The organism is Bradyrhizobium canariense, from assembly GCF_019402665.1.
Classification (GTDB): domain Bacteria; phylum Pseudomonadota; class Alphaproteobacteria; order Rhizobiales; family Xanthobacteraceae; genus Bradyrhizobium; species Bradyrhizobium canariense.
Genome location: NZ_VSST01000019.1, coordinates 311,194 through 324,009, shown reverse-complemented (window position 1 = coordinate 324,009; position 12,816 = coordinate 311,194). Strand labels below are relative to the sequence as shown.

Genomic DNA, 12,816 nt, shown 5'->3' with positions numbered 1-12,816 from the left:
CCCTCGCTTGCGGGAGAGGGCAGGGGAGAGGGCTCTCTCCATGCTGGGACACTCCCGATGAGGAGAGAGCCTCCACCCGGCGCTTCGCGCCGACCTCCCCCGCAAGCGGGAGAGGTTGCAGCGAGCCCGTGGCGAAATCGCTTCAACCCAAACGCGTTCTAATCCTCGAATTCGGCGAGCGCCTTGCGCATGGTCTCGACCAGATCCAGCGCCACCGGCGAGGGGCTGCGCTGCGCCGGAAAGACGGCGGAGAATTCGAAGTCGATGCGCGGCAGGAAGCGGCGCACGACGACGCCACGGGTGGAAAATTCCTGCGCGGTGAAGGGATCGCAGATGGCGACGCCAAGCCCCGATGACACCATGCCGCACATGATCTCGGACAGCGTGGTCTCGACCCTGAGCACGCGGCGGACATCGTGGCGATGGAAGACCTGGTCGACGAGATGTCGGCTCGACGAGCCCGCCGACAACGAGATGAAGGTCTCGCCCTCGAAGTCGCGCGGCTCCAGCACTTCCTTTTCCGCGAGGCGGTGACCGGTCGGCAGCACCGCGACGCGGGCCGGCGCGGGCAGCTTCTGGCTCGGCAGACCGGAATGCGCGATCGGCACCTCGGCAAAGCCGACGTCGCACTGGTTGTTCAGCACCCAATCGACCACGATCGGCGAAATCACGCCGAAGAAGGCGAGGTTGAGGTTCGGCCGCTCCTTTAAAAAATGTCCGGTTAGTCGTGGCAAATAGCCGTTCGACAGCGCCGGCAGCGCCGCGATCCGCAGTGAGCCGGTGCGGCGGCCCCGGATTTCCTCGGCTGCCGCGGTGATGCGTTCGAGGCCGACGAAGGAGCGCTCGACTTCGGTGTAGAGCGCCATGGCCGCAGCGGTCGGCACGAGGCCGGTGCCGCGCCGTTCGAACAGCTCCATCTTCAACAGCGCCTGGAGGTCGCGCAGCAACCGGGAGACCGCCGGCTGCGTCATGGTCATCAGCGCCGCCGCCTCAGTCACGCTGCCGGTCAGCATCGTCGCCCGGAAGGCTTCCACCTGTCGCGAATTGATCCGCGCCATCCCGAATTCCATTCATAACATTTAGGCATGCAGAGGGTGCCATTATTCATTGGACGACGGAAGCCCGGGTTTGCGATCTTTTTCATCAGGACTGGAGACAGCCCGCTTTTTCGGCAGATTGGAGGGTTCAAACCTCCGGATCGCGCCAAAACCCGTCGAACAGGGGCCGGAGCCCTGGTCGGACGCGGGATTCGCGCGGAAGGAAATGCGGAAGGTTCAGCCAACGAGACACGTCGGCACGTCACCTCATCCCGGTATGGAGATCGGACCACATGAAGACTTTTCGCCTTCTGACAGCGGTCAGCATCGCGGCTCTCATCGCCGCCCCGTCGGTCGCCACGGCCCAGCAAAAGACGCTCTATGTCGCCGGCTATGGCGGCTCGTTCGAAAAGACCATCCGCGACGAGGTGATCCCGACTTTCGAAAAGGAGAACGGCGTCAAGGTCGAGTACGTCGCCGGCAACTCCACCGACACGCTGGCCAAGCTCCAGGCGCAGAAGGGCAACCAGCAGATCGATGTCGCCATCGTTGACGACGGCCCGATGTACCAGGCGATCCAGCTCGGCTTCTGCGGCAAGCTCGAGGGCTTGCCGGCCGATCTCTATGACACCGCCCGCTTCAAGGACGATCGCGCGGTCGCAATCGGCATCGTCGCCACCGGCCTGATGTATAACACCAAGGTGTTTGCAGAGAAGGGCTGGGCGCCGCCGACCTCCTGGAACGATTTGAAAGACACGAAATACGCCAAGCAGCTCGTGATTCCGCCGATCAACAACACCTATGGCCTCGAAGCGCTGGTGATGCTGTCGAAGATGAATGGCGGCGGCGAGTCCAATGTCGATTCCGGCTTCAAGATCTTCAAGGAGCAGATCAATGCGAACGTGCTCGCTTATGAGCCGTCGCCGGGCAAGATGACCGAGCTGTTTCAGTCCGGCCAGGCCGTGATCGCGGTGTGGGGCACGGGCCGCGTGCAGAGCTTTGCCAATACCGGCTTCCCCGTAGACTTCGTCTATCCGAAGGAGGGGGCCGCGACGCTGCTGACCACCGCCTGTCCGATCACCAAGCCGAACGCCTCGCCGCTTGCGTCCAGCTTCGTCAAGATGCTGCTCGAACCCAAGATCCAGCTCGTGATGCTGAAGGACTACGGCTACGGCCCGGTGCTGAAATCGCTGATCATCCCGCCCGAGCTCGGCAAGATGGCGCCGATCGGCGAGCGCGCCGCAAAGCTGTACAATCCGGATTGGACCGTCATCAACGAGAAGCGCGAGGAATGGACCAAGCGCTGGAATCGCGAGGTCGAACGCTGATCGGTCGCAGCGGAGACAGCGTCATGGCCTATCTCGAACTCGATCGGGTCGCAAAACAGTTCGGCGCGCAGACTGTGGTCGACGACTTCAGCCTGTCGGTGAGGAAGGGGGAGTTCATCTCCTTCCTCGGCCCGTCCGGCTGCGGCAAGACCACGACCCTGCAGATGATCGCGGGCTTTCTTGATCCGACGCGCGGCACGATCCGCCTGGAGGGCAAGGACCTGACCGCGATCCATCCGGCCAAACGCGGGCTCGGCATCGTGTTCCAGAGCTACGCGCTGTTTCCACACATGACCGCGGCCGAGAATGTCGCCTTCGGCCTCGAGATGCGCAACGTACCGCGCGGCGAACGGACCGAGCGCGTCCGCGCCGCGCTCGCGATGGTCGGGCTTGCCGGCTATGAGGATCGTCACCCGCGCCGCATGTCCGGCGGCCAGCAGCAGCGGGTGGCGCTGGCGCGCGCGCTGGTGATCAAGCCGAGCGTATTGCTGCTCGACGAGCCGCTATCCAATCTCGATGCCAAGCTGCGCGAGGAGATGCAGATCGAGCTGCGCCAGATCCAGCGCACCATCGGCACCACCACGATCCTCGTCACCCACGACCAGAACGAGGCGATGTCGCTGTCCGACCGTATCGTGGTGATGAGCCAGGGCCGGATCGAGCAGATCGGCACGCCGCAGGAGACCTATGAGAAGCCGGCCTCGGCCTTCGTCTCGCAGTTTTTGGGCAAGACCAACGACTTTGCCGCGACGATAGATCGGGCGAGTGCGCCTGCGCGATTGATCGCCGGCTCGTGGAGTGCGCCTGCGCCTGCCGGGCGCAATGGTCCCGTCACCATCAGCATTCGCCCCGAGCGGATCGACTTTGGCGACGCAGGCCTCAGTGCAAAGATCGTCACGCGCATCTTCCAGGGCAATCACTGGCTGTTCCAGTGCGAGAGCGAATGTGGCCCGGCGACCGTGATCCGCCAGAATGACGGCCGGTCGCAGCCGGCCGAAGGCGAGGCAGTTCACCTCACCTGGCGGCCGGAGGACATGGACGTGAGGGGCGTCGCATGAGCGCTTCCGCCGAGGAACGAAACGCACGCACGCCCTGGGCCCTGACCGCGCCGGCTTTGATGCTGTTCGTCGGCGTGCTCCTGATTCCGCTCGCAATGACTGTGATGCTGTCGTTCCACGATTGGGGCCAGTATAAGGGCATCGAGCCGGTCTTCATCCTCAAGAACTGGCGCGAGATCGCCACCGATCCCTATTACGCCGAGATGTTCGGGCGGACGTTTCGCATCGCGATCCTGACCACGCTGCTCACCGCGCTGCTCGGTGCACCCGAAGCCTACATCCTCAATCGCATGGGCGGACGCTGGAAGAGCGTTTTCCTGCTGGTCATCCTGGGGCCGCTGTTGATCTCCGTGGTGGCGCGCACGCTCGGCTGGGCGTTGCTGTTCGGCGGCAACAACGGGCTGGTCAACAAGCTGTTGATGTCGGCCGGGCTGATCCGCGCGCCCATCCCCTTCATGTTCACCGAAACTGGGATGGTGGTCGCGCTTGCGCACGTGATGATGCCGTTCATGGTGCTGTCGGTGTGGGCGGCTCTGCAGCGTCTCGACCCGCAGATCGAGAATGCCGCGTTGTCGCTCGGCGCCGGCCCTGTGACCATAATCCGCCGCATCATCATGCCGCAGATCATGCCGGGCGTACTGTCAGGGGCGATCATCGTGTTCTCGCTCTCGGCCAGTGCGTTTGCGACGCCCGCCATCATTGGCGGCCGCCGGCTCAAGGTCGCGGCGACGCTCGCCTATGACGAGTTCCTCAACACGCTGAACTGGCCGCTGGGTGCGGCGGTCGCCACGCTGCTGCTGGCCGCGCTGGTCTTAATCGTCGTCGGCAGCAACGCACTGATCGAGCGTCGTTACGCGGAGGTGTTCCGATGAGCCGGAACGGCCCGCTTGCGCTGATCTTCCACACCGTCTTCGTCATCGTCATGGTGGCACCGATCCTCGTCGTCTGCCTCGTCGCGTTCACGCCAGAAGGCTTCCTGTCGCTGCCGACCAACGGCTTTTCGTTGCGCTGGTTCAGGGCGATCGCCAACTATCCCGAATTTGTCCATGCTTTCTGGGTCAGCCTTGGCCTTGGCGCATTATCGTCGTTCGTCGCGCTATTATTCGCGGTACCGGCGGCGCTCGCGATCGCGCGCTATCGGTTCCGCGGTCGAGATGCGCTCGCGGCCCTCTTTCTCTCGCCGCTGATGATCCCGCATGTCGTGCTCGGCATCGCCTTCCTGCGCTTCTTCACGTCGGCGGGCCTCGGCGGCAGCTTTGCCGCGCTGATCATCGCGCATGTCATCATCGTGTTTCCGTTCGCGCTGCGGCTGACGCTTGCGGCGGCGACCGGCATGGATTTGTCGGTCGAGATGGCGGCGGTCTCGCTCGGCGCCGGCGGCTGGACGCTGTTCCGCCGCGTGACGCTGCCGTTGATCCTGCCCGGCGTCATCAGCGGCTGGGCGCTCGCCTTCATCCAGTCCTTCGACGATCTCACCATGACCGTCTTCCTTGCGGCACCCGGCACCGAAACATTGCCGGTCCGAATGTTTCTGTACATCCAGGACAACATCGATCCGCTGGTGACGTCGGTCTCGGCCTGCGTGATCGCGATCACCATGACCGCCCTCATTCTGCTCGACCGCTTCTACGGGCTCGACCGCGTGCTCGCCGGCAAGGGCGATACAGGGCGATAGGAGAATCCATGCGAACAGATTACGACGTCGCCGTCGTCGGCGGCGGATTGCTCGGCTCCGCGATTGCGTGGGGCCTGGGAAGGCTCGGCAAGAAGGTGGCCGTGCTCGACGAAGGCGACATCACAAAGCGTGCTTCGCGCGCGAATTTTGCGCTGGTCTGGGTACAGAGCAAAGGGCTTGGCATGCCGGCCTATACCGTTTGGACGGTGCAGGCGTCGCAGGCGTGGAGCCGGCTCGCGTCCGAGCTGAAGCAGCAGACCGGCCTGGATGTCTCTCTTCAGCAGAATGGCGGATTTCATCTCACGCTCGGCGAGGACGAATTCGGCCAGCGCGCTGAGCTGGTCAAGCGCATGCACAACCAGACGGGCGCCGCCGACTACAAGATGGAGATGCTCTCCGCCTCCGAAGTGAAGAAGTCACTGCCGCTGATCGGCCCCGAAGTTTCCGGCGGAAGCTATTGCCCGCTTGACGGTCACGTCAATTCGCTGCGGACCTTTCGTGCGTTCCACACCGGCTTTAGGGCATTCGGCATCGACTATTTTCCGGAGCGTCCGGTCTCGGCGATCAGCAAGAGTGGCGACGAATTCCGCCTGACGACGCCGCAGGGCGAACTCCGTGCCGCCAAGATCGTGCTCGCCGCCGGCAATGCCAACCAGACGCTGGCGCCGATGGTCGGTCTCTACGCCCCGATGGGCCCGACCCGTGGCCAGATCGTAGTGACCGAACGCACCATGCCGTTCCTGCCGCATCCGCTGACAACGATCCGTCAGACCGACGAGGGCACGGTGATGATCGGCGACAGCAAAGAAGACGAGCTCGACGATCGCACGCTGAAGCACTCGATCAGCGCCGTGATGACCGATCGTGCCCAGCGCATGTTCCCGCATCTCGCGCGGCTCAACGTGGTCAGGAGCTGGGCCGGCATTCGCGTCATGCCGCAGGACGGCTTTCCGATCTACGACCAGTCGGAGACGCATCCCGGCGCTTTCGTTGCCTGCTGCCATTCCGGCGTGACGCTCGCCTCCAACCACGCCTTCGAGATCGCACGCATGGTTGCGCAGGGCGCGCTCGAGCCCGAGCTGGTCGGCGCGTTTTCAGCCAGTCGGTTTAGCGCCGCCGGTGCTGCGAACAACAGCGGCTACTAGCGACATTGAAGGAACCAAGATGTTCAAACGATCCGAACAGGACAAGCGGCCGCCAGTGCAGATCTTCGTCGACGGCGTTGCCGTCGCGGCGCGGCAGGGCGATACCGTCTCCGCAGCGCTACTGGCTTCGAACTGCGATGCCCGCCGTTCGACCGCGGTGAGCGGTGCGCCGCGTCTGCCCTATTGCATGATGGGCGTGTGCTTCGACTGCCTCGTCACCATCGACGGCGTCGGCAACCGCCAGGGCTGCCTTGTGCCCGTCGCCGAGGGCATGCAGGTCGAGATCCAGAAGGGCAAGCGGGAGATCGGAAAATGACTGTGGCTCCCAAGCGCGAAGACTACGATGTGGTGGTGGTCGGCGCTGGGCCTGCCGGCCTCGCCGCCGCCGCGACATCCGCCGAAGCCGGCCTGTCGACGTTGCTGCTCGACGAGAATATCGGCCCCGGCGGCCAGGTGTTTCGTGCCATCGCCTCGACGCCCGTGACCGACCGCAAACAGCTCGGTGAGGACTATTGGGTCGGTTCCGATCTCGTGCAGGCGCTGCGCGCAGGCAACGCCGAGGTCATTCACCGCGCCACGGTCTGGAGCCTCGACCGCAACCTCGAGATCGCGGTCTCGATCGGCGGCGCCTCGGCCTTCGTCAAGGCGAAACGCGTGATCCTCGCGACCGGCGCGCTGGAGCGGCCATTCCCGATTCCCGGCTGGACGCTGCCGGGCGTGATGACCGCGGGCGCCGCGCAGACGATGTTGAAATCATCGGCCCTGGTGCCGGATGGCCGTACGGTGATCGCAGGACAGGGGCCGCTGCTCTGGCTCCTCGCCGCGCAGATATTGCGTCTCGGCGGCCGCATCGATCGCATTCTCGACACCACCGAGCGCGGCAATTATTTCGCGGCTCTTCCCCACGCCTTCGCTTTCCTGACGTCGCCCTATTTCGCCAAGGGCCTGTCAATGATGCGCGAGGTGAAGGCGAAGGTGCAGGTCGTCTCCGGCGTCACCGAGCTTTCGGCATCTGGCGACGGCCAGCTCGCGAGCGTGAGCTATGTCGCCGGCGGCGAACGCGAGACCGTCCTTGCGGATCTCTTGCTGCTGCACCAGGGCGTCGTGCCCAACGTCAATCTGGCGATGGCGGCCGGAATCGAGCATCGCTGGGATGATCTGCAATTGTGCTGGTCTCCGGTGCTCGATGCCAGCGGCACTTCGTCGGTCGCGGGCATTGCGATCGCCGGCGACGGTGCCGGCATCGGCGGCGCGAACGCAGCCGTGGTGCGCGGCCGCATCGCGGCGCGCGCGGCAGTGGAGGCGTTGGCGCCTGCGGCGGCGACAAAGCTTGCGACGATGGCGACGCTCCGCGCCGATCTCGCCAAGGCCGAGCGTGGCCGCGTTTTCCTGGACACGCTGTTCCGTCCGGCGCAGCAGTTTCGCATTCCCGCGGGCGACACCATCGTCTGTCGCTGCGAGGAGGTCACCGCAAAGGATATTCTCGACGCCGTCGCGATCGGCGCGACCGGGCCGAACCAGCTCAAGGCCTATCGCCGCACCGGCATGGGTCCGTGCCAGGGTCGGCTCTGCGGCCTCACCGTCACCGAGCTGATGGCGCAGGCACGAGGCAAGAGCCCGCAGGAGATCGGCTATTACCGGCTGCGCGCGCCGGTCAAGCCGATCACGCTCGCCGAGCTTGCCGCGGTTCCAAAGAGCGAAGACGACATCAAGGCGGTGGTGCGCGGATGACTAAAAACGTGGATGCGATCGTCGTCGGCGGCGGCATCCACGGGTGCTCGACTGCGCTGCATCTGTGTCTTGCCGGCCTGAAGCCGGTGCTGATCGAGAAGGACTATGCCGGCCGGCACGCCTCCGGCGTCAACGCCGGCGGCGTGCGCCAGCTTGCGCGGCACATCCCCGAAATCCCGCTTTCGATCCGCTCGATGGGAATCTGGGAGAAGATCACCGATCTCCTCGACGACGATTGTAGCTTTGAGAGCTATGGCCAGGTCCTCGTCGCCGAGAACGAGGAGGAACTCGCGGTCTGCCGCGCACGTGTGGTCGAGCTCAACGCGCTCGGCTTCACCCACGAGGAGCTGATCGATGCGGCCGAGCTGCGACGCCTCGTGCCCGCAGTCGCCGAGACCTGTCCCGGCGGTGTGGTCTCGCGCCGCGACGGCGCCGCCAATCCCGCGCAGGCGACGACGGCGTTCCGTCGCAAGGCGGAGCAGCTCGGTGCGACCGTGCGCGAGGGCATTGCCGCCACGAACATCCGGCACACCGATGGCCTCTGGCACGTCGATGTCGGCGCCGAGAGCTTCGCCGCGCCGGTGCTCGTCAATGCCGCCGGCGCCTGGGCCGGGACCATCGCAGCGGCGCTCGGTGAGCCCGTTCCGGTCGAGACCGTGGCGCCGATGCTGATGATCACTTCGCGCGTGCCGCATTTCATCGACCCCGTCGTGATCCTGCGCGGGCGCAAACTGTCCTTCAAGCAATTCAAGAACGGCACGGTGCTGATCGGCGGCGGCCATCTGGCAACGCCCTACCAGGATCGTAACGAGACAGTGCTGGACTGGAAGAGCCTCGCGACCAGCGCCCGCACCGTGTTCGAGTTGTTCCCGGTGATGCGCAGCGCGACGATCGTCCGCGCCTGGGCCGGCATCGAGGCCAAGACGAAGGACGATCTGCCCGTGTTCGGGCCGAGCAGCCGCCACAAGGGCCTCTATCACCAGTTCGGCTTCTCGCTCCACGGTTTCCAGCTCGGCCCCGGCGCGGGCGCCGTCATGGCGGAGCTGATTGTCAATGGCGGCACCCAGACCCGCATCGGCGATCTCGGCATCGACCGTTTCCATCCCTCCACGCTCTAGCAACAAGAGGACATCATGAGCATCACCCGCAGCATCCGCACGCCCATCATGCACCGCGCCGTCGAAGCCAACGGCTTCGTCTTCATTGGCGGCACCATCGCCGACGACACCTCGGTGTCGATGGGCGAGCAGACCCGCAACATCCTCGGCAAGATCGCGGGCTATCTGAAGGAAGCGGGCACCGACAAGTCGCGCGTTGTGAGCACCTCGATCTTTGTCACGGATCTTTCCAAGAAGAAGGAGATGGACGCGGTCTGGACCGAGTTCTTCGGCGACAATCTGCCGACCCGTGCCACCGTCGGCGTCGCCGATCTCGGCGGCAGCGCGCTGATCGAGGTCGTGGTCACCGCGCTCAAGGGCTGATCGCGCAAGCCGCGGCGGACGTCGGCGCTCCGCGCGCCGTCGCCCCTGCGAGCCTCGCCTTGATCTCGCGCTTTGATGGGACTAGTTAGAAGCTCCTCAAACAGGATATTCGAGAGCCATGGATTTTACCCCGACCGCAATGCCGACCTGCCTTGCTCACGGGGAATTCCATGCCTGCTTCAATCATCCTGTCGAACCTGTCGCTGTCCACGCCTGACGGCCGTCCTCTTCTCTCCGACATCGATCTGACGTTCCGCGCCGAGCGGACCGGCCTCGTCGGCCGCAACGGCGTCGGGAAGACGACGCTGCTCGCGTCGATCTCGCGCGAGCACATCGCCCAGTCGGGGCGCATTGCCGTCAACGGTACGGTCGGTCTGCTGCGGCAGGACGTCCAGCCCTTTGCGGGCGCGAAGGTAATCGATCTGTTCGAGGCGCGAGCCGCGTTCGATCTTCTTCGTCGTGCCGAGCGCGGGGATGCCTCGGCTGAGGAGGTCTCGGATGTCGATTGGACCCTCGAAACGCGGCTTGCATCCGCCCTTGCGCGTGTCGGTTTCGACGTCGCTCCGGAGATCGAGCTCGCCAGCCTGTCGGGCGGGCAGATCACGCGGGTTCGTCTCGCCGCGCTGATCTTCGCGGAGCCGGACTTCCTGTTGCTCGACGAGCCCACCAACAATCTCGATCGGGAGGGGCGCGCGGCCGTGATCGATTTCCTTGCGTCCTGGCGCGGTGGGGCGATCGTCGTCAGCCACGATCGGAGCCTGCTCGAAACCATGGATGCGATCGTCGAGCTGACGTCGCTCGGAGCTACGCGATACGGCGGCAATTGGAGCAGTTATTGCGAGCAGAAAGCCGTTGCGCTTGCGGCTGTCAGGCACGACCTCGCGCATGCCGAGAGGCGGCTGTCCGCGATCGATGGGAACGCGCCGCGGGCTGCGGAGAGGAAAGCGCGCAAGGACAGCGGGGGTAAGAAGAAGCGCGCCAAGGGCGACATGCCGCGAATCCTGGCCGGCGCGCGCAAGGACCGCAGCGAAGACACCGGCGGCAAGAACGCGCAGATCGCCGAGCGGCGGCGTGCGGATGCGCTTGAGGCCCTCGACACGGCACGCCGGCGCATCGAGATTCTTCAGCCGCTGTCGGTGAAGCTGCCCTCGACTCAGCTGCCGGCCGGCAGGGAGGTAGTCTGGCTCGATTGTGTCAGTGCCGGCTATCGGCCGGACCGGGAAGTCTTGCGCGAGCTATCGCTCGCGATCGTCGGTCCGGAGCGCTTGGCAATTGTCGGGCCCAACGGTTCCGGCAAGACGACGCTGCTGAAACTCATCGCTGGCGAACTACGTCCGCTCTCCGGCACCGTGCGGGTCAGGCCCGACCTTGCGCTGTTCGATCAGAAGGTCAGCCTGCTCGATCCCGCGGTCTCTATCCTGGACAATTTCAGGCGCTTCCATCCGAAGGCGGGTGCAAATGAATGCCATGCCGCGCTGGCCCGGTTCATGTTTCGCGCCGATGCCGCCTTGCAGATCGTAGGACATTTGAGCGGCGGGCAGATGTTTCGCGCCGGCCTCGCCTGCGTGCTGGGCGGAGCGATGCCGCCGTCCTTGCTGATCCTCGACGAGCCGACCAATCATTTGGACGTTGAGGCAATCGAAGCCGTCGAAGCGGGCTTGAGGGCCTATGACGGCGCGCTGCTCGTCGTCAGTCATGACGAGGCGTTCTTGCAGGCGATCGGGATCACGCGCAGGGTCGAACTGGCCGGCTAAGTCCGCTGCCCATCGTTGATTAACAAAAACCCGACGCCCTGCCCCCAGCGCGTCGGGTGAAAAAAATGACTATCAATCCGTGATCCCAACGCAGCAGTTGTGACTCGCGTTGCGCCAATTTACCACTCCGGGAAACTACCGCGTTGGAACCGGACTCCGCCAAACCTGCGCGGCTTAGGAGGCGGCGCTGCCGCCCGGTTCAAGCGCCTCACCCATCTCCAGCGGATGGGCCATGGCCTCGTGCAGCGCATCACGGTCGAGCTCGCCTTCGGAGATGCTGATGACGACGCAGGCGACACCGTTACCGATCAGATTGGTGAGCGCGCGGCACTCGCTCATGAACTTGTCGATGCCGACCAGGATCGCGATCGACTGGATCGGGATGTCCGGCACGATCGAGAGCGTTGCCGCGAGCGTGATGAAGCCCGCCCCGGTCACGCCCGAGGCGCCCTTCGAGGTGATCATGGCGATGCCGAGAATGCCGAGCTCCTGCCAGATGGTCAGATGGGTATTGGTCGCCTGCGCCAGGAATAGCGTCGCCAGCGTCATGTAGATGTTGGTGCCGTCGAGGTTGAAGCTGTAGCCGGTTGGAATGACGAGGCCGACCACCGAACGCGAGGCGCCGAGATGCTCCATCTTCTGGATCATCTGCGGCAGCACCGTCTCCGACGACGAGGTGCCGAGCACGATCAGGAGCTCGTCCTTGATGTAGGCGATGAAGCGCAGGATCGAGAAGCCGGCGAGCCTTGCGATCGCCCCCAGCACGACCAGCACGAACAGCATGCTGGTGAGATAGAACGTACCGATCAGGGCGGCCAGGTTGAGCAGCGAACCGAGGCCGTAGGCGCCGACGGTGAAGGCCATCGCGCCGAACGCCCCGATCGGGGCGACGCGCACGATGATGCGGATGATGCCGAAGAACATCTTTGCGGCCTTGTCGATCGCTTCCGCAATGGGCTCGCCGGCCTTGCCGAGAAAGGCGATGGCGAAGCCCGACAGGATCGAGATCAGCAGCACCTGCAACAGATCGCCGCGTGCGATGGCGCCCAGATAGCTGTCGGGGATGATCGCCATCAGATGGCCGACGATGCCTTCTTCCTTGGCCTTGGTGACGTAGGTCGCCACCGATTTCGGGTCGATCGTGGCGGGATCGATATTGAAGCCATGTCCGGGCTGGAGCACCTCGCCGACCAGCAGGCCGACCGCGAGCGCCACGGTCGAGACGGTCTCGAAATAGATCAGCGACTTCAGCCCGACCCGGCCGACGCGCTTGAGGTCGCCCATCGAGGAGATGCCGTGCACCACCGTGCAGAAGATCACCGGCGCGATCATCATCTTGATCAGCGCGATGAAACCGTCACCGAGCGGCTTCAGGGCCTTGCCGAGATCGGGATAGAAATAGCCGACGAGCACCCCGAGCACGATCGCGATCAGCACCTGGATGTAGAGGATCTTGTACCAGGGCTGGTGCCGCCGGTGGATGGCTGGCTGGATCGCGATCTGTGTCATAGAATAGGCCCCGGAACGTATTGATCTTGTTTGATTTGCATCATGTGATGGCCGCTGCAGAAGCGACAATCACATTTTTGTCTGTTCGCACGAAGATC

The 12,816-nt window shown here is 64.6% G+C and carries 12 protein-coding genes; 10 read left to right on the top strand and 2 right to left on the bottom strand.

The annotated features are described in order from the left end of the window. Positions 1–158 precede the first annotated feature (158 nt). Entirely contained in the window at positions 159–1,058 is a 900-nt protein-coding gene (locus FXB41_RS10725; protein WP_219681724.1) for a LysR substrate-binding domain-containing protein, read from the bottom strand. Between the two features lie 272 nt (positions 1,059–1,330). Here FXB41_RS10725 and FXB41_RS10720 point away from each other — a divergent pair, with 272 nt between their 5' ends. From FXB41_RS10720 to FXB41_RS10675, 10 genes are all read left to right on the top strand, one after another. Continuing rightward, entirely contained in the window at positions 1,331–2,365 is a 1,035-nt protein-coding gene (locus FXB41_RS10720; RefSeq protein WP_219681723.1) for an ABC transporter substrate-binding protein, read from the top strand. Positions 2,366–2,388: 23 nt separating this feature from the next. Then, positions 2,389–3,423, top strand: coding sequence for an ABC transporter ATP-binding protein (locus FXB41_RS10715; protein ID WP_219681722.1), 1,035 nt, complete (start codon positions 2,389–2,391; stop codon positions 3,421–3,423). Further along, positions 3,420–4,295, top strand: a complete 876-nt coding sequence (locus tag FXB41_RS10710; RefSeq protein ID WP_219681721.1) for an ABC transporter permease — start codon at positions 3,420–3,422, stop codon at positions 4,293–4,295. The genes FXB41_RS10715 and FXB41_RS10710 overlap by 4 nt, the downstream gene beginning before the upstream one ends. Beyond that, positions 4,292–5,098, top strand: coding sequence for an ABC transporter permease (locus tag FXB41_RS10705; RefSeq protein WP_219681720.1), 807 nt, complete (start codon positions 4,292–4,294; stop codon positions 5,096–5,098). Before FXB41_RS10710 ends, FXB41_RS10705 begins: the two co-directional genes overlap by 4 nt. Positions 5,099–5,106: 8 nt before the next feature. Then, the gene (locus FXB41_RS10700; RefSeq protein ID WP_007596378.1) at positions 5,107–6,243 is read left to right on the top strand and encodes an NAD(P)/FAD-dependent oxidoreductase; all 1,137 of its coding nucleotides are present in this window, start codon (positions 5,107–5,109) and stop codon (positions 6,241–6,243) included. A gap of 19 nt (positions 6,244–6,262) precedes the next feature. Further along, positions 6,263–6,559, top strand: coding sequence for a (2Fe-2S)-binding protein (locus FXB41_RS10695; RefSeq protein ID WP_007596376.1), 297 nt, complete (start codon positions 6,263–6,265; stop codon positions 6,557–6,559). After that, positions 6,556–7,974 carry an FAD/NAD(P)-dependent oxidoreductase gene (locus tag FXB41_RS10690; protein WP_219681719.1) on the top strand — a complete coding sequence of 473 codons (1,419 nt, stop codon included), beginning with the start codon at positions 6,556–6,558 and terminating at the stop codon, positions 7,972–7,974. Before FXB41_RS10695 ends, FXB41_RS10690 begins: the two co-directional genes overlap by 4 nt. Further along, positions 7,971–9,092 carry an NAD(P)/FAD-dependent oxidoreductase gene (locus tag FXB41_RS10685; RefSeq protein ID WP_219681718.1) on the top strand — a complete coding sequence of 374 codons (1,122 nt, stop codon included), beginning with the start codon at positions 7,971–7,973 and terminating at the stop codon, positions 9,090–9,092. The genes FXB41_RS10690 and FXB41_RS10685 overlap by 4 nt, the downstream gene beginning before the upstream one ends. Positions 9,093–9,107: 15 nt before the next feature. Then, the gene (locus FXB41_RS10680; RefSeq protein WP_007596366.1) at positions 9,108–9,455 is read left to right on the top strand and encodes a RidA family protein; all 348 of its coding nucleotides are present in this window, start codon (positions 9,108–9,110) and stop codon (positions 9,453–9,455) included. Positions 9,456–9,625: 170 nt separating this feature from the next. Further along, positions 9,626–11,209: an ABC-F family ATP-binding cassette domain-containing protein gene (locus FXB41_RS10675; protein ID WP_219681717.1), complete on the top strand. Its 1,584-nt coding sequence runs from the start codon at positions 9,626–9,628 to the stop codon at positions 11,207–11,209. A 174-nt stretch (positions 11,210–11,383) separates the two neighbouring features. On the opposite strand, the gene FXB41_RS10670 is transcribed toward FXB41_RS10675, so the two are convergent. Then, on the bottom strand, positions 11,384–12,718 hold the full coding sequence (locus FXB41_RS10670; RefSeq protein WP_219681716.1) for a dicarboxylate/amino acid:cation symporter: 1,335 nt from the start codon (positions 12,716–12,718) through the stop codon (positions 11,384–11,386). Positions 12,719–12,816: the final 98 nt, after the last annotated feature.